This window comes from Paenibacillus radicis (ex Xue et al. 2023), from assembly GCF_024722015.1.
In the GTDB taxonomy this organism is placed as follows: Bacteria; Bacillota; Bacilli; order Paenibacillales; family NBRC-103111; genus Paenibacillus_S.
This window is the reverse complement of the sequence record NZ_JANQBD010000001.1, coordinates 31863-49332: the sequence shown is the minus strand read 5'-3', so window position 1 is coordinate 49332 and position 17470 is coordinate 31863. Positions and strand designations below refer to the sequence as shown.

Here is a 17470-nt window from a genome sequence, read left to right as displayed (position 1 = left end):
GCAGCATAGGAAGATTACTCGACATCGAATCTTGCATTCACCTTCGAAGTCCGGTGCTCATTTAGGTTTGCCTAAACTCCGCTCCTCCTTCTTCAGGTTCATGCAACCTTCTCGGTGCTGAAATGTCGACTTTTTGAACACACACTAATATAGGTCTACGAAAAACTTCTGGAGGTACAACAATGAGCTTTCCTATCGTTCGTAATCGGAGATTACGCGGTTCAAACGGGCTGCGCAGTTTAGTTAGAGAGAACAACGTTACGGTTAATGATCTAATCTACCCAATATTCGTCACTCATGGCTCGCAAATCAAAGATGAGATTTCATCAATGCCTGGTGTATACCATTTCTCTATGGACCGTCTTGAAGAAGAAATCCATGAGGTTGTTGCCTTGGGCATTAAAGCCATTCTCCTGTTTGGCGTTCCTGCACATAAGGATGCTCTGGGAACCTCTGCCTATGATCATAACGGAATTGTACAGCAAGCAACCCGCAGTATTAAAAAGCTGTATCCTGAACTGCTCGTCATAGCCGATACATGCTTGTGCCAGTTTACCGACCATGGCCATTGTGGTGTGGTGCATTTTGATGAGTCCAAGCAGCGCGCAGATGTTCTCAACGATCCTTCACTCGAACTGCTTGTTAAAACAGCTGTTGCTCAAGCCGAGGCAGGGGCAGACATAATCGCTCCTTCCAATATGATGGATGGATTTGTTTATGCAATCCGCCAAGGGTTGGATGCAGCTGGTTACGATCAGGTACCTATCATGTCGTATGCAGTTAAGTATTCTTCTTCTTTCTATGGTCCATTCCGCGATGCAGCACATTCCGCTCCGCAGTTCGGCGACCGCAAGACCTACCAGATGGACCCGGCTAATGCTCGTGAGGCGCTTAGAGAAGCTGAAGCCGATGTTGTAGAGGGTGCAGACTTTTTGATGGTTAAGCCTGCTTTGGCTTATATGGACATCATTCGGACACTTCGCGATCAATTCGATTTGCCGCTTGTTTGCTACAATGTCAGCGCTGAGTATTCTATGGTGAAAGCCGCTGCGAAGCAGGGCTGGATCGATGAGCGCTCCATTGTTTCGGAGATGATGATCGGCTTTAAGCGTGCAGGAGCAGATCTCATTATCACTTATTTTGCCAAGGATGTTGCTGGTTGGCTGCGTGAAAGTCAATAAGCGGATAATGATTGTCCGAAATGAAAGCAATAGAAGTCAGGGAAGCTATCCTTTAACAAGAGGATGGCTTCCTCGCATTTATAGCTAATTTTTGTCTGATGAGTGGACTTTCTTTTCTGGACCATGATCGATGCGAGAACGCTTACAGTGGGTAAAATCCTGAGCGTTTCTTGTCATACTTTTGTCGGAATCTTGGATGCTAATCAGTTGTTACAAGCTGCCAAATAGGGCATAATAATGAGTAGATCAGTTTATGCTTACGAAGTAAACTTTCCATACAGGAAGTTTTTAGGAGTATACGGAAGTGAGGAAAATTAAATGAGCTATAACGATACGTTTATTAAAGCATGTAAGAAGCAAGCGGTGGATACTCTCCCGGTATGGTACATGAGACAGGCGGGACGCTATGATCCGGATTATCGCAAAATTAAGGAAAAATACAGCTTGCTCGAAATTTGTCAGCAGCCGGAGCTGGCAGCTGAAGTTACGATGATGCCTGTGCATAAATTAGGTGTGGATGCGGCAATTCTTTACTCAGATATTATGAACCCTGTTGCTTCGCTTGGGATTGATTTTGATATTGTAAAAGATGTGGGACCTGTCATTCACAACCCGATCCGTTCGACGGCCGATGTGGAAAGATTGCGCCCTATTCAAGTTGAGAAGGACTTATCCCATATTATCAAAACAATCGAAATTTTGGCAGCACAGCTTCAGGTTCCACTTATTACTTTCGCGGGCGCGCCCTTTACAATCGCCAGTTATTTGATCGAAGGAAGACCAACCAAAAGCTACATACGAACCAAACAGCTTATGTATAGCGAGCCGGCAGTGTGGTTCCAGCTTATGGATAAACTGGGTGATATGGTTATTACGTATTTGAAATCGCATATTGCTGCAGGGGCAAAAGCTGTACAGCTGTTTGACAGCTGGGTAGGCGCGCTTTCACCTAATGACTTCAAAGTATTTGTGCTTCCGACCATAACACGTATTTTTGACGAACTTAAACATTTGGAACAGCCCAAAATTTATTTCCCTGGCGTTAGCTCCGGAGAATTGCTCCCGCTTTTGGGACAGCTGGAGGTAGATGTGATTGGACTCGATTGGCGTGTTTCGATCGCAGAGGGACGTAAACGAGTAGGTTCACGTTTCGCGGTTCAGGGCAATCTTGATCCCTATGTATTGACGGCACCAATGTCAGTTATTAAGGAGCATGCCAAAGCTATTATTGATCAAGGTATTGAACAGCCGGGTTATGTGTTCAACCTTGGACATGGACTGTTCCCAGAAGCATCACTCGATAAACTGCGGGAGCTGACGGAATTCATTCATGTATATTCCAAGGAAGCTTTAGCTAAATCGAAACAAGAAAGTGGTGTGTAAATGTCTAAACAGCGGATTGGTGTTCTGGTGATGTCCTATGGAACTCCAGAGAGCTTGGACCAGGTGGAAGCCTATTATACCCATATTCGCCGCGGGCACCCTCCTACGCCAGAGCAGCTAAAGGATTTGACGGATCGATATGAGGCGATTGTCGGCGGTTTTTTTCCGTTAAGAGAGAATACAAATAAGCAGGTACAAGCATTGGAAGATCGGCTAAATGCGGATCACCCGGATATTTCGTTTACTTGCTATCAAGGCTTAAAGCACGCTGTTCCTTACATCGAGGATGGTGTAGAGCAGATGGTTAAGGACGGTATTGAGCAAGCTGTCGGTGTCGTACTTGCACCTCACTATTCGACAATGAGCGTAGGCGGCTATATAAAGCGCGCACAAGATAAAGCGGCTGAATCGGGTCTGCAAATTAATTTTGTGAAAAGCTATCACCTGCACCCACAATTACTAGAGGCACTTTCACAACGGATTACGGACACATTAACACGTTTTGGCGATACGTCCAGGGACGAGGTTCGTATTGTGTTTACAGCACATAGCCTTCCGGAGAAAATACTTGAGATGAAAGACCCGTATCCGGAGCAGCTGCTGGAAACCTCACGTGCTATTGCGGCTCAGACAGGAATCAGCAATTGGCAGTTCGGGTGGCAAAGTGCAGGACAGACAGGGACGCCATGGCTTGGACCCGATATATTGGATGTACTTCAGACGATTAGCTCTGAAAAGCAATTTAAGCACGTACTGGTTTGTCCGATAGGTTTCGTATCTGATCACTTGGAAGTTTTGTACGATCTTGATATTGAAGCGCAAAAGACGGCACGTGAGCTGGGTATCCACTTGGAGCGTACTCCTTCCTTAAATACGGATCCCTTGTATATGGGCGCTTTGAGTGATGTTGTATATGCACAGTGCGAGAGGAAATGATGCAAGATGGGGAATGAACCGAGACATGTGGCCGTTATCGGCGGCGGCATTACAGGTTTAAGCGCAGCCTATTACTTGAAAAAAGCAATGGCTGAAAAGGGTGAAGCTGTTAAAGTAACCTTGATTGAGAAAAGCGGTTCGTTCGGGGGCCGCATTCACACGTTAAAGAAGGACGGCTTTGTTATTGAAAAAGGTCCGGACTCTTTTTTGGCGCGTAAGCCTGCTATGATTGAGTTAACCAAGGAGCTTGGGCTTGAGGATCAACTAACAGGCACAAATCCGAATGCAAAAAAAACGTACATTTTACATGGCAATCGGCTGCATCGCATGCCTCCTGGGCTTGTTCTCGGAATTCCAACGGAGATTGGCCCTTTTATGAAAACAGGCTTGTTGTCATTTGCAGGTAAAGCGCGTGCGGCGTTGGATTTGCTGCTGCCTAAGCGACAAAGTACGGATGATGAATCACTAGGCGCCTTTTTGGAACGCAGACTGGGCAAGGAAGTATTGACGCAAATTGCCGAGCCTCTGCTAGCGGGCATTTATGCAGGTGATACGTATGCATTGAGCGTGAAGGCAACGTTTCCGCAGTTTCATGCACTGGAGCAAAAGCATCGCAGCTTAATTCTTGGGATGACTCGGAACCGCAAGCAGGGCGGAGAGGAAAGCAAGACGCTGCCCGAGGTAGCAAAAAACACGGTATTCCTGACCTTCAAGGAAGGCTTGCAAACCATAGTGAATGGCCTCGTAGATGCTCTGGATGATGTTCATTTCATGAAGGACACCGAGGTTAGTGCTATCCATAAGCTGAAATCAAAGGATGACTCAGGGCGTTCTTATGAATTGGTATATGGAGGCGGACTAACAGAGCGAATAGACGGTGCTATTATAGCTCTGCCTGCTTACGCTATTGCTCCTCTGCTTAATGAAGTGCCTGCTGCAAAAGAATTGATGACCATTGATTATGCATCGGTTGCCAATGTTATTCTGGCATTCAATGCGAACGATATGGTACGTGAGCTGGATGGAAGCGGGCTGTTGGCTCCGCGAAGCGAAAATCGATTTATTACTGCATGTACGTGGACTTCCTCTAAATGGCTGCACACTGCACCGAAGGGAAAAGTTCTGCTGCGTTGTTATGTCGGTCGTTCTGGTGACGAGCGTTGGCTTAAGATGTCTGAAGCAGAAATGATCCAAGCGGTTCGGAGGGATTTACAGGAGCTGCTGGGTATTACGGCAGAACCATTGTTTACGGAAATCACCAAGATGCCACGTTCCATGCCTCAGTACCCGGTTGAGCATTTGAAGCTGGTGCAACGTGTCCGCAGCGGTTTGGCTGAGCAAATGCCAGGCATTCATGTTACAGGAGCTGCTTTTCATGGAGTGGGGCTTCCCGACTGTATCCGGCAAGGAAAGGAAACGGCGCTAGCGCTTGTTTCGCAGCTGACTGTCAAATAAATAAGCCCGAATAATCGGGCTTATCCATGTATGGGGATCACTCAATTCATAAGGCCAGAAGTCAACGGACAGAGGGAATAACTACCCCCGCAGCTTCGCGAGGTCAAGCTTCATTATCGGACCGTCAAACACCAGAATCTCCCTCTCCTGGAAGTCACGCATAACTTGCATAAGGATGGGCTTCTGAACGCCGGCCATTTGTGAAACCTCATCATAATTAAGCATCATTTTTATTGTAATAACATTACCATTGCGGGTTCCGTTCTTATTAGCGAGCTTGATCAAGCTCTTGATAACACGAGTTCTGGCATCGAGGAAAGTCAAATCGTAAACGTGCTGGTTCGTATCACGTAGCCTGTTGCACAGCTCTCGCATAATACAGAGGGAAATATCGAAATTGTTTTTTAACAGCTCCAAAAAGTGCTTGGCATCGAGGGCGATCAGGACGCTGTCCTCTAAAGTTTGGGCGGAGGCGGAACGAGGCTTGCCATCGATTAATGAAAGCTCACCGAAGCTGTCTCCACTTTTGAATAAGGAAAGAATTTTTTCCTCACCCGTAGTAGAGGTATTGTATATTTTTACAGAGCCATTGAACACGATGTAAAATACAGAACCCAGTTCCTTTTCGTTAAACAGAATGGTCCCGGAACGAAATGATTTTTTCGAACAAATGTTAGAAATGGATGTTAACTGGCTACTATTCAGATTGATAAATAAGGGAACTTTGCTCAAGAAATCAATCATGGTTTCTCCTCGTTTCAATGGATGATGGTTCCATAGTCCGAATAATTATATATCGGTTTACGCTGGTTTTCAAGTTAATATATGGGAAAAGTCGACATTATTTGCAAAGCACTAGAGCTCTAAGGAGGGGTAGTTTTGGCTAATATAAGGAAAAGAGAAGATGCACGCTCAACGAAAGCTTTTGCAGAAGCGAAGCTTGTAATCCCAGGTGGTGTTAACAGTCCGGTTCGAGCCTTTAAGTCGGTTGGTTTGACACCGCTTTTTATGGAGCGCGGGGTGGGTTCACGGGTATTTGATATAGATGGGAATGAATTTATCGACTACATAGGCTCATGGGGGCCGCTAATTGTTGGTCATTCACATCCTGAAGTGGTGGAGGCCATCAAGAAAACAGCTGAATCCGGTACAAGCTTCGGGGCACCGACCGAACTGGAAACGGAAATGGCCCGTTTGGTCATTGAACGGATTCCATCGATAGAGCTAGTACGTATGGTGAATTCCGGTACAGAGGCTACAATGAGTGCATTGCGTTTAGCTAGAGGTTATACGAAGCGTTCCAAAATATTAAAGTTTGAAGGCTGTTATCACGGACATGCTGATGCATTACTTATTAAAGCAGGCTCTGGTGTGGCGACTTTAGGACTGCCTGATAGCCCGGGTGTTCCTGAAAGTGTGGCAGCTAATACGATCACTGTACCGTATAATGATATTGATTCCGTTAGATTGGCCTTTGAACGCTTCGGTGAAGAAATTGCCGCGGTTATTGTGGAGCCGATTGCAGGTAATATGGGAGTAGTACCTCCACAGCCCGGCTTCTTGCAAGGGTTGCGAAATCTGACGCTCCAATATGGAAGCTTGCTTATATTCGATGAGGTAATGACCGGCTTCCGCGTTGGTTTAAACAGTGCACAGGGCTTGTACGGCATCACTCCAGACCTCACCTGTCTAGGTAAAGTAATCGGCGGAGGCTTGCCGGTAGGTGCTTATGGTGGTAAACGTGAAATTATGGAGTTGATTGCTCCAAGTGGCCCGATCTATCAAGCGGGTACACTTTCTGGCAATCCGCTTGCGATGGCGGCTGGGTATGTGACTCTGAGCCTGTTGGGTAAACCGGGAGTATACGAGGAGCTGGAACGGAAATCGGCCCGCTTGGAGGAAGGCTTCTTAGCAAATGCACGTGAGCTAGGGGTTGCCAGTACGATCAATCGAGTCGGCTCGATGATTTGTCCGTTCTTCACGGATAAGCAAGTTACCGATTATGAAACAGCAAAAACAACTGATTTGGAGTTGTTTAACCGGTATTTTGCAGCTTTGCTTGATAATGGAGTTAGCATAGCGCCATCTCAATTTGAGGGCATGTTTGTATCAACGGCGCATACGGATGAAGATATAGCCGCAACTATAGCTGCGCATTATAAAGCATTGAAACAATAGGTCTTTCCCGTATACCTGATCCAAACATAAAAGCAACCCATAACGCTGATCAGCGGAATGGGTTGCTTTTATGTTTGGGATAAAGGTTAGTTCTTTACATGTAAATAATTAGTTTGGTTTATTCACCGGTGTAGTTGGTGCCGCAGGTGTTGTAGGAGTTACTTGGGCAGGAGGATTTACATTAGTGCTGCTGCCCGTGTTTGGTGTTGTAGTTGAATTTGGTGCAGTATCTTTAGGAACTGGTGTAGTTGGTGTTGTAGGTGCTGCAGGTGTTCCTGAACCGGCTGGACTTCCACCTTGCGGAGTTGTGCCAGTAGGTACGGTTGTACCATTATTTCCAGTGGCCCCACCGGCTGGCTTACCTGTTTCGGTTCCCGTACTGCCTGACGGCGTACTGCCCGGAGTTGTAGGTGCCGCAGGTGTTGTTGACTCTTTGTTTCCACTTGAAGTAGATGGTGGATTTTTTGTGGGATCCGTTTCTTTACCTTCTATCACAGGAGGTTTAGTGTGATCAGTAGGTTTGACTGATCCATTTCCATTTCCAGTCCCAGTACCTGCATTGGTCCCATTACCTGTTCCGTTACCTGGTTCTGTCGATTTAGGTTTATCTGTTTTCTCGGTTTTATCCGTTTCTGGCTTGTTTACAGTAGTAGGTGCAGTTGGTGTGGCCGGAGGAGTTGCTGGCGTCGGATTGTTTTTTTGTCTTGCCTTAATCTCAGCCTGCTCCCTTAAGAAGTCCGGATGATCATAGGATCCGCCTGCGTCTATTTTATTAATACCATCCCAAACTCGGTTCGCTACAGCTTCCTCCGGATGATCGTATACAAGGAAGGCTGAAGGTAAGCGCCGCTCGCCATACCGGCTGGATGGCTTCGTGACCAATTCACCGTTTACAACCAGCTCTGACGAAGCGCCACCGTCAAGGAAACCGGCGTTAACAACATCATCAGCTAGGAACAGCTCCTGAATTTCCTTTAGAGTAGCACCGACGCTATGAGCTTGACGTCCGTCAACTACAATGAAAATTACAGTTCCGTCTTCCTTTTGACCAACTGCAGTTCTTGGAGCGCGGCTCCCGTCACTGATTGGCAGCGGCTTGCCATTGGCAATAACGCGGGGATAGAAGGAAGCTGCCTCCGAAATTCCCATTGTTCTTAACTCAGTCATACTGTATTTACCAATAATCAAAGTTCCATCTTTGGTGAATCCGACGATGTGCTGCGGGGTCGTTTCGTCCTGGTCAGTGAAAATAACTTCTCCTCCAGACACGATAACTCCCAATGCAGCAAAACCGTTACCAAGTCCTTCAGGATCGTCAAAGCCTCCGGCGTTGACGCCTGCAACAGCTCCGGTACGTTTTACCATGGCGCTGATCCGTTCACCCTCTCCGGATTTGACCGGCGTCATAGCTCTGATTGATTTTGGGTCGAAGACGTACATCCTTTTGCCTTTCCACAGCGGGCCGGAAATATCTTCAACTTTAATTAGTTCATCAATCGAACGATTCTTTTTATATACTTTGTGTTGAATACGGCCCATATCTTGCTTTTCTTCCGCATTCTTTTCAATATTTTGGTGCATGTTGCGAACCATCTCATCGCGCTGCTCCGCACCGACGAAAATCCAGGCCCATTCACGATGTTGAGTAATAATAACTGTCTCAGCCATCCAGATACGCAGGGTAGTACCAGGAGATGTTAAAAATAAGAAGCTTGATGCAAGAAAAGCCAAAACTGCAATAATTAAAAGCGTGCGTTTGATCCAACTAAAATCCAGCATCTGTTTCTTCGTCGATTTAAAAAACTGTATGGCTGTACTCAAATTAAGTTCACTCCTGTTATCAATTAAGCAATGACGACCCTAAATTTATTTCTTGAAATCTATCAACAAATATCTAAATTATTTTATCATATTTTCATCCATTTTGATAGACTTCCTACCTTAACCGGAATTAGGAATGATATGGATTTTTGTGATGAGGATTACTTTTTGCTAATATTAGAAATAGAAGTTGGGGCTTGGGAACATTATCATTGCTTAATGAATTGGAGCGGTCGTTATGAACAGATATAGTTTTTATGGCATTACTCTTGAAATGATTGTAGTTATGTTTGCATTTTTTGTTATCTTCGCCGGGATCGTGCTGTACAGTTTGTTTTATGGAAAAAAGGAGCCTAAATAAATGGTGCCTTGGCAGAAAAAAGGGGAGTGGCTGGAGCTGCGTCTCCCGCAACCGCTTGCTTCAATAGAAGAATTGAAAAACTATATGAGCATCTCGGATGGATTCTTGCGGAAATTGCAGCAAAAAAGCGGTATTTCCATTAAAGGCCAGCGTATCCGCTTACATATATTTCCGAATGAATCCGTAGAATATATGTCGGAATGGATACCGCTAGAAGTGCTCTATGAGGATGATTTCTGCCTGCTTGTCAATAAGCCTGCAGGACTCAAAGTCCATGGCGACGGCTCGGACCCTGGCATCCGAAATCCGGTGCTCGCTGATGCCGTTGCTTCCCACTATGAATCTACTGGACAAAGATGCAAGGTTCGTCATATTCATAGATTGGATGAAGACACGACAGGGCCTGTATTGTACGCAAAACATGAGTGGTCGCAGCTTGTATTGGACGAAGCGATGAGACAGAAGCAAATTGGCCGAAGCTATGTCGCTATTGTTCAAGGACGTCTGGCTGTTTCCCGAGGTACGATTGAAGCTCCTATAGGTAAAGATCGGCATCATGCTGCACGAAGGAGAGTGTCCGCTACTGGCGAATATGCTGTAACCCATTACGAGGTAATTGAACAGCTGGCGGATGCAGCGCTTGTAAGATTGCAGCTCGATACCGGTAGAACTCATCAAATTCGTGTGCACATGAGCCACCTGGGTCATCCAATCTATGGAGATACGCTGTATGGAGGCACTTCCGGAATTATTTCTCGACAGGCACTGCATGGGGAAAAGCTCGTATTCGGCCACCCGTTTACTGGTGAAAAGCTTGAGGTAGCGGCTCCCTGGCCATCGGATTTCGAACAACTGTATTCGATTTTGAAAAAAATATAGTCATGCTCCTTCCACGCAAACCATATAAATTTATAGACAAATGAAATTAACCATCCATAACGTTTATAAGTTAGTTTCCGGAGGGAGGACATAACATTGGTTGAGCATCAGGGTGGATTACGATTTGATATTTATGAACGCGTGCATTTGTCTGAAGGGGTTGCAGGAATTAAAGAGCTGGAGGACGTTGAGCTGGTACCTCACATACAGGTATTGCCTTACGGGGATCAAGCTCTGTTAAGAGGTAATTTGCTCTTGTCTGGAACCTACGTCGATGAGCAGGATGCAATAAACCGGACGCTGGAGCATCTTATTCCGGTTGAAATTACGCTGCCTATGAATCGCGTTCATAGGGTGGAGGACATCGCAGTTGAGATTGAGAACTTTGATGTGGACCTGCTGTCTGCGAGGAGCCTGAATATTACAGGAGTATTATCGCTAAATGGGCTTGAAGTCGTCCCATCTCCACAAGGTGAGGGATGGGGGGAGACCGAGGAGGAGGTTGTGTTCGTCCACCAAGTTCCTCGCAATACCGAGTATGGTGATATCGTTAATAAACAGGAGCAGCCACAGCAGCAATGGTTAGCGTCTGAGCCGGTACATTCGCCCGAGAACGAGCCAGTAATGGATGAGAATGCTGCTTATTCCGGGCAAAGTCCACGAGACGAGCAGATACATTCAGAGGAACATGCTCCAAGTAATCTGAAATCATCTGGGGAGATTGAGGAAGAATCGGTATCAGAGTCGCTTGAAACCTTCCAGCCGTCGAATGAGTCATTGGCTTTGTCGGATGAGAAGAAAGAGCTGAAAATCGCTTTTACCGGAAAAAAGGCACAGGAAGAGAAAGCATATACGGCGAACGGTTTGGCTTCACTATTAGGCAGCACAACGGGCAAGCATGATGGCAGGGCTCAAGACAAGCTTGAGTCAGGGGCACAAGCTGTAGGTTCGGCTCCGGGCCAAAAGCTGGAATGGAAAAAGCTGCTGCTGAGTACAATGAATGAGAAGCAAGAATTTCGGCGGGTGCGCCTATGCATTGTTCAAAAGGAAGAGACGCTTGAGACCATTGCCCGGCGTTATGAATTGAACCCGCGGGAAATTGCATTGTTTAACCGATTGGGAGAGAACAATCTAACAGAAGGTCAAGTAGTCTATATCCCTAAATGATGGATGATTTCAAAAATTCGAACACCCCGAACAAACTCCAGTGGGTTTGCTCGGGGTGTTTTTTGGGTACAATGAATCATATCTTCACTTTGTAGACAGCTATCGTATTGACTCCTTGGTTAATGTTGTTTATCATAGGAATAATTATACTGTTTATCAACATGGATAGGGAATAGTAGGCAGCCAACCCATCAGAGAGCGGAATTGTTACGCTGAAAGGTTCCGTAGGAGGTAACTGGCCGAAGTCGCCCTGGAGTTGCAGTGTTAAAATACTTGTGGTACACAGTTCCCTGTGCTCTTGTGCAGCCTATGGAAACATGCCGCATGTAATAGACATTGCCGGTTACAGCCGTTATCTGTTTAAGTGCCGTAAGATAGCCGATTCATGACTCTGGCTGGGCTTTAATTAAGCCGGCTAACAAGAGCAGATAGGTTATTACGGAATAAAGGTGGTACCACGGAAGCAGCTCCTTTCGTCCTTTGCGGCGAAAGGTTTTTTTGTGTTAATTAGAAGTCCGGTGAACAAGACTCACTGCTCGCTTCTAGAGTAGGTATATGTAGAATGATGGAGGTAATTCAGTATGGAAGAATTAAAAACAACTCAAATGCCGACAACTTATGATCCGAAGGAAGCAGAAAAAAAATGGTATGACTATTGGCTTAAGGGTCAATATTTTAAAGCGGGACAACGCCCGGATGCGGAGACCTATACGGTTGTAATTCCGCCTCCGAATGTGACGGGAATGCTTCATATCGGTCATGCCTTGGATTGCACGCTTCAAGATATAATGATTCGTACCAAAAGAATGCAGGGATACGACACTCTCTGGCTGCCTGGCTCCGATCACGCGGGAATTGCCACTCAGACGAGAGTTGAACAAAAGCTGCGCGAGTCAGGTGTGACCCGTTACGATCTCGGCCGTGAAAAATTTCTGGAAAAAGTCTGGGAATGGAAAGAGCTTTATTTGGAGTCCATTCATGAGCAATGGGCAAAGATGGGCTTCTCTTTGGATTATTCCCGTGAGCGGTTTACTCTGGATGAAGGCTTGTCCAAAGCGGTGCGTGAAGTATTCGTAAAGCTTTATGAAAAAGGTCTTATCTATCGCGGCAACTACATTATTAACTGGGACCCAGCGGCACGTACGGCATTATCCGATATCGAGGTAGAGCATAAGGAAGTACAAGGACATCTGTACCATTTGCAATACCCTGTCAAGGATAGCGGGGAGTTTATAGTTGTTGCAACTACACGTCCGGAAACGATGCTGGGCGATACTGCGGTTGCCGTACATCCGAAGGATGATCGATATAAGCATTTGATAGGAAAAATGCTTCTACTGCCGTTTACCGGTCGTGAAATTCCGATTATTGGCGATGAGTACGTTGATCAGGAATTCGGCAGCGGTGCAGTTAAAATTACTCCTGCCCATGATCCGAATGACTTTGAAGTAGGCAGACGTCACGATCTTCCACAAATATTGGTGATGGATGAGTCCGGTACAATGAATGACAATGCAGGATCCTATAAGGGATTGGACCGTTTTGAATGCCGCAAACAGATTGTTGCTGATATGAAGGAATCCGGTGTATTGGTAAAAATCGAGGATCATTTGCATCAAGTGGGCCATAGTGAAAGAAGCGGGGCTGTTGTAGAGCCTTACTTGTCTACACAATGGTTTGTGAAGATGAAACCTCTCGCGGAGCAAGCTATTGAAGCCCAGAATTCAAATAAAGGGGCAAACTTCGTCCCAGACCGCTTTGAAAAAAGTTACTTGCATTGGATTGAGAACGTCCGTGACTGGTGTATTTCCCGTCAACTGTGGTGGGGACACCAGATTCCAGCCTGGTATTGCGAGGATTGCGGCGAGATCCATGTAGCGCACGACAATGTAACTGTTTGCTCCAAGTGCAGCGGTACGAACCTTCGCCAGGATGAGGATGTGCTGGACACCTGGTTCAGCTCGGCGCTGTGGCCGTTCTCGACACTCGGTTGGCCGAATGAAACCGAGGATATGAGCCGTTTCTATCCAACCAGCTTGCTGGTAACAGGCTATGATATTATCCCATTCTGGGTATCGAGAATGATCTTTACCGCGCTTGAGTTTACAGGCCAAATTCCTTTCAAGGACGTGCTGATCCATGGCTTGGTACGTGATGCAGATGGAAGGAAGATGTCGAAATCACTTGGCAACGGCGTAGATCCACTGGAAGTTATCGAGAAGTACGGAGCGGATGCGATGCGCTTTATGCTTTCTACCAGTTCAACATCGGGGCAGGATTTGCGGTTCCGTTGGGAGAAAGTAGAGCAGGCGCGTAATTTTGCCAATAAAATATGGAATGCTTCTCGCTTTGCCTTAATGAATCTAGGCGATTTTAAAGTGGAAGAGATTGATTTGAGCGGATCTCTAAATACGGCAGACCGTTGGATTCTACACCGTTTGAACGAGACGGTTCGCGACGTAACCCGCCTGATGGATTCCTATGAATTCGGAGAAACCGGCCGTCTTCTGTACAACTTTATTTGGGATGATCTATGCGATTGGTATATTGAGTTCAGTAAATTATCCTTGTATGGAACCGATGATCAAGCCAAGAAAACTACCAAATCGGTAATTGCTTATGTATTGGACCAAACACAGCGCTTGATACATCCTTTCATGCCGTTTATTTCCGAGGAAATATGGCAGCACTTGCCTCATGAAGGCGAGACCATCATATTGGCTAAATGGCCGGAGTATGAGAGCCGCTTTGAAGCAGCAGACGCCGTTCGCGAAATGGAGCTTCTGATGGATATCATTCGCAACGTTCGTAACATCCGTGCAGAGGTCAATGTTCCTATGAGCAAGAAGATAGAATTGCTGGTTAAGCCGTCGAGCGCTGAAGTCTTGGCTGTTTTGAAACGGAATGAGGACTATATCCAACGCTTCAGCAATACGTCAACGCTTGAAATCAGCTTGGAGCTGACTACGCCTGATAAAGCTATGACAGCCATTGTAACTGGTGCTGAGCTGTATTTGCCGCTCGCGGGGTTGATTGATATTTCGCAAGAGCTGGGCCGCTTAGAGAAGGAATTACAGGCGCTTCACGGTGAAGTGGAGAGGATTGAGAAGAAGCTTTCCAACGAAGGCTTCGTAGCGAAAGCCCCTGCCAAAGTCATTGAGGAAGAAAAAGCCAAGCTTGTTGACTACGCTGATAAGCGGGATAAAGTGATTGCCCGTCTAGCAGAGCTGAGAGGGTGAGTAAGATGAGCGGAACCAATGAACAGTCCAATGTCTCTTTTCAAAGCGCGGCGGACGCGGTCGATTGGATTGTCAATCTCGTTAAATTCGGAGTAAGACCTGGATTGAAGCGGATGGAGAAACTGATGGAGCTGCTCGGCAACCCGGAGCGCCGCTTGAAGTTCATTCATGTTGCAGGTACGAACGGCAAGGGATCTGTGTGCGCCTACTTGACGGAAGTGCTTAAGCAAAGCGGTTATGGTGTTGGAACTTTCACCTCTCCCTACATTGAGAAGTATGCGGACCGCATACGGTATAATGGTCAAAATATTGCGGATGACGATTTGCTGAGCGTAGTTAATAAGCTAAAGCCGATCGTTGATGAAATCGCAGCTTCCGAGCTAGGGCAGCCAACTATGTTTGAAGTGTCTACGGCTGCGGCGATTGAATATTTTGCCCGAATCTCTTGTCCTGACTATGTGGTTTGGGAAACGGGTTTAGGGGGAAGACTGGATTCCACGAACATTGTTTCCCCAATTTTGACCGTTATTACGAATGTAGGTCATGATCATATGGATGTTTTGGGAGATACGCTCGAAAAGGTTGCAGGTGAAAAAGCCGGGATTATCAAATCAGGCGTACCTGTTGTGAGCGCGGTGACCCAACCGGAAGTTATCGATGTGATTGAGCAAACGGCCAAAGCCAAAAACAGCACGCTGTATTTAATGAACCGGAATTTTCATTTTGAAAGCTTGTCTTCGTTGGAAAATGACCAAACCTTTGATTTCTTCGGTCCCTACCGGAATATGACAGGTCTGGGCATCTCGCTAAATGGTAAGCATCAGCTTACGAACGCGTCGGTAGCATTAATGGCGATAGAACTGCTGAGGCAGTTCTATGCTTTGATTGTCGAGGATGAGGTGCTTCTGCAGGCAATGAAAGAAACAAAATGGGCCGGACGGCTGGAAATGGTTTCCCATAGTCCCCGTATTCTTATAGACGGAGCACACAATCCTGAAGGTGGAGCGGCGCTTGCCCAGGCATTAAGGGACACATACCACTATAACAAGCTACATTTTATGATGGGAATGCTCTCAACAAAGAATCATTCCGGATATTTGCGGCATATACTACCATTGGTGGATACACTCATCCTGACTGAACCCAATTGGCATAAAAAGGAAGAAGCGTCACGTCTTGCCGATCTGGCTGAAACACTTTTGAAGGAGCTGGGCCGCTCCGATGTGGATGTGATAGTTGAACCTGACTGGAAGACAGCGCTCGATCGGTTGAATAGCTTAATCGGGCAAGACGACCTGGCTGTCGTTTCCGGTACCTTATATTTGATTGGGGATGTTCGTTCCTGGATCCTACATCAAACTGATTCTGAAAAAGGCTGGTGAGAGCGGCGTGAATACATCTGAGCACATCCATTTTATCGGCATTGGCGGGTATGGTATGAGTGCTATTGCCAAAGTAATGCTGGAAATGGGCTACCAAATTTCGGGGTCTGACTTAGCGCGGCAGGAGTTAACAGAAAAGCTCGCTGCCAAAGGAGCGCAAGTATTTATTGGACATGAAGCACATCATGTGAATGGCGCGGATGTGGTTGTTTATTCGACTGCGTTATCCAAGGATAACGTGGAGATGGCAGCTGCCGAGGAATTAAAAATTCCAATTCTTCACCGTTCACAAATGTTGGCGCGCCTTATGAATGCCAAGAAAGGCATTGCAGTTGCTGGTGCGCATGGAAAGACGACAACGTCCTCCATGATTGCTTTGGTTCTGGAGGAGTGCAGTCAAGATCCGACCTATATTATTGGTGGCGAAATCATGAATGTAGGCAGCAACGCCAAAGCCGGCAAAGGGGATTGGGTTGTAGCCGAAGCAGATGAAAGCGATGGCTCCTTCCTGCAATATCACCCACTTGTTGCTTTGGTCAACAACATCGAAGCGGATCATTTGGAAAATTATAATGGCGACTTCGAAAATTTGAAAAAAGCTTATGCTCAATTTTTAAGTCAGGTCAAAGAGGAAGGCAAAGCGGTTGTCTGCAATGACGATGCTTTTTTACGCGAAATGATTCCTCATATTGCAAGCCAAGTAATTACTTACGGCATAGACAACGATGCCGATTATATAGCTCGCAGCATTGAGCTGGGCGACCGCAAGGTTAGCTTTCAGGTGGAGCATCAGGGCAACATTCTCGGGATGATCCAGCTGTCAGTGCCGGGCAAACATAATGTATATAACGCTTTGGCAACCTTGATAGCGTGCATGGAGGCGGGGCTGACATTTGAGCAGGTTGCTGATGCAATTACAGATTTCCGGGGAGCTAAAAGGCGCTTTCAAGTACTGGGAGAAGTCGAAGGCATCCTGGTTATAGATGATTACGCTCACCATCCGACCGAGATTGTAGCGACTATCAGCGCTGCTAAAGCGACAGGTAAAAAAATTACGGCAGTGTTTCAGCCCCAGCGATATACTCGCACCTATTTCTTATTCGAGCAGTTCAGCCGGGCTTTTTCTGAAGCGGATGAGGTTATCATAACGGATATCTACTCACCGGCGGGTGAAAAACAAATCGAAGGCATCACATCTGCCAAGCTGGTGGAGCTAATTCGTGAGAACAGCAACCCTAACGTCAAGTACATTCCTACAAAGGAAGAAGTACAGGCATATTTGATGGAGCATGTGAGCAGCGGCGATTTGGTGCTGACGATGGGAGCGGGTGATATCTGGAAAGCTGCTGACGGATTAGCACGAGCCTTGCAGGAGCAGGCAGAAGCAAAGTAATTCGTGTTGATGTCTTGATTGAATAAAAGCATAACAATCCCCTAACATAAATGAAAATATCCCGGCTTGCACTGAATTTAGAGTGTGGGCCCGGG

The 17470-nt window shown here is 46.4% G+C and carries 13 protein-coding genes and 1 other annotated feature; of the genes, 11 read left to right on the top strand and 2 right to left on the bottom strand.

All coding sequences use genetic code 11. The features are described 5' to 3' along the window. The first annotated feature begins 182 nt into the window (after positions 1 to 182). The 4 genes from hemB to hemG all read left to right on the top strand — a co-directional run bounded on the left by hemB (position 183) and on the right by hemG (position 4955). Entirely contained in the window at positions 183 to 1181 is a 999-nt protein-coding gene (hemB, locus tag NV381_RS00225) for a porphobilinogen synthase (protein ID WP_258211241.1), read from the top strand. A gap of 318 nt (positions 1182 to 1499) precedes the next feature. Next, entirely contained in the window at positions 1500 to 2564 is a 1065-nt protein-coding gene (gene hemE, locus NV381_RS00220; protein WP_258211240.1) for a uroporphyrinogen decarboxylase, read from the top strand. After that, positions 2565 to 3500 (top strand): ferrochelatase, encoded by a 936-nt coding sequence (gene hemH / locus NV381_RS00215; RefSeq protein ID WP_258211239.1) that lies wholly within the window; start codon positions 2565 to 2567, stop codon positions 3498 to 3500. Positions 3501 to 3506: 6 nt separating this feature from the next. Next, positions 3507 to 4955, top strand: coding sequence for a protoporphyrinogen oxidase (gene hemG, locus NV381_RS00210; protein WP_258211238.1), 1449 nt, complete (start codon positions 3507 to 3509; stop codon positions 4953 to 4955). 81 nt (positions 4956 to 5036) lie between these two features. Here hemG and NV381_RS00205 read toward each other — a convergent pair whose 3' ends face one another. Beyond that, entirely contained in the window at positions 5037 to 5699 is a 663-nt protein-coding gene (locus tag NV381_RS00205; protein ID WP_258211237.1) for a Crp/Fnr family transcriptional regulator, read from the bottom strand. Between the two features lie 135 nt (positions 5700 to 5834). On the opposite strand from NV381_RS00205, the gene hemL reads away from it, so the two are divergent. Continuing rightward, the gene (hemL, locus tag NV381_RS00200) at positions 5835 to 7133 is read left to right on the top strand and encodes a glutamate-1-semialdehyde 2,1-aminomutase (protein ID WP_308861557.1); all 1299 of its coding nucleotides are present in this window, start codon (positions 5835 to 5837) and stop codon (positions 7131 to 7133) included. A 108-nt stretch (positions 7134 to 7241) separates the two neighbouring features. On the opposite strand, the gene NV381_RS00195 is transcribed toward hemL, so the two are convergent. After that, positions 7242 to 8954: a phosphodiester glycosidase family protein gene (locus tag NV381_RS00195; RefSeq protein ID WP_258211236.1), complete on the bottom strand. Its 1713-nt coding sequence runs from the start codon at positions 8952 to 8954 to the stop codon at positions 7242 to 7244. Between the two features lie 238 nt (positions 8955 to 9192). On the opposite strand from NV381_RS00195, the gene NV381_RS00190 reads away from it, so the two are divergent. The 6 genes from NV381_RS00190 (at position 9193) to murC (ending at position 17375) form a co-directional block, all read left to right on the top strand. Then, the gene (locus NV381_RS00190; protein WP_258211235.1) at positions 9193 to 9315 is read left to right on the top strand and encodes a hypothetical protein; all 123 of its coding nucleotides are present in this window, start codon (positions 9193 to 9195) and stop codon (positions 9313 to 9315) included. Beyond that, entirely contained in the window at positions 9316 to 10194 is an 879-nt protein-coding gene (locus NV381_RS00185) for an RluA family pseudouridine synthase (RefSeq protein WP_258211234.1), read from the top strand. Between the two features lie 96 nt (positions 10195 to 10290). Further along, the gene (locus NV381_RS00180; RefSeq protein WP_258211233.1) at positions 10291 to 11361 is read left to right on the top strand and encodes a LysM peptidoglycan-binding domain-containing protein; all 1071 of its coding nucleotides are present in this window, start codon (positions 10291 to 10293) and stop codon (positions 11359 to 11361) included. A gap of 153 nt (positions 11362 to 11514) precedes the next feature. Continuing rightward, positions 11515 to 11845 (top strand) — a binding site (T-box leader). Positions 11846 to 11942: 97 nt separating this feature from the next. After that, the gene (locus NV381_RS00175) at positions 11943 to 14600 is read left to right on the top strand and encodes a valine--tRNA ligase (RefSeq protein WP_258211232.1); all 2658 of its coding nucleotides are present in this window, start codon (positions 11943 to 11945) and stop codon (positions 14598 to 14600) included. Between the two features lie 5 nt (positions 14601 to 14605). Then, positions 14606 to 15982 (top strand): bifunctional folylpolyglutamate synthase/dihydrofolate synthase, encoded by a 1377-nt coding sequence (locus NV381_RS00170; protein ID WP_258211231.1) that lies wholly within the window; start codon positions 14606 to 14608, stop codon positions 15980 to 15982. Positions 15983 to 15989: 7 nt separating this feature from the next. Further along, the gene (murC, locus tag NV381_RS00165) at positions 15990 to 17375 is read left to right on the top strand and encodes a UDP-N-acetylmuramate--L-alanine ligase (RefSeq protein WP_258211230.1); all 1386 of its coding nucleotides are present in this window, start codon (positions 15990 to 15992) and stop codon (positions 17373 to 17375) included. Positions 17376 to 17470: the final 95 nt, after the last annotated feature.

What these genes read in the sequence shown, in the direction of transcription:
- NV381_RS00190 (WP_258211235.1), top strand. Translation starts at nt 9,193, where the DNA reads ATGAACAGATATAGTTTTTATGGCATTACTCTTGAAATGATTGTAGTT.
- hemB (WP_258211241.1), top strand. Translation starts at nt 183, where the DNA reads ATGAGCTTTCCTATCGTTCGTAATCGGAGATTACGCGGTTCAAACGGG.
- hemG (WP_258211238.1), top strand. Translation starts at nt 3,507, where the DNA reads ATGGGGAATGAACCGAGACATGTGGCCGTTATCGGCGGCGGCATTACA.
- NV381_RS00170 (WP_258211231.1), top strand. Translation starts at nt 14,606, where the DNA reads ATGAGCGGAACCAATGAACAGTCCAATGTCTCTTTTCAAAGCGCGGCG.
- NV381_RS00185 (WP_258211234.1), top strand. Translation starts at nt 9,316, where the DNA reads ATGGTGCCTTGGCAGAAAAAAGGGGAGTGGCTGGAGCTGCGTCTCCCG.
- hemH (WP_258211239.1), top strand. Translation starts at nt 2,565, where the DNA reads ATGTCTAAACAGCGGATTGGTGTTCTGGTGATGTCCTATGGAACTCCA.
- hemE (WP_258211240.1), top strand. Translation starts at nt 1,500, where the DNA reads ATGAGCTATAACGATACGTTTATTAAAGCATGTAAGAAGCAAGCGGTG.
- NV381_RS00175 (WP_258211232.1), top strand. Translation starts at nt 11,943, where the DNA reads ATGGAAGAATTAAAAACAACTCAAATGCCGACAACTTATGATCCGAAG.
- NV381_RS00205 (WP_258211237.1), bottom strand. Translation starts at nt 5,699, where the DNA reads ATGATTGATTTCTTGAGCAAAGTTCCCTTATTTATCAATCTGAATAGT.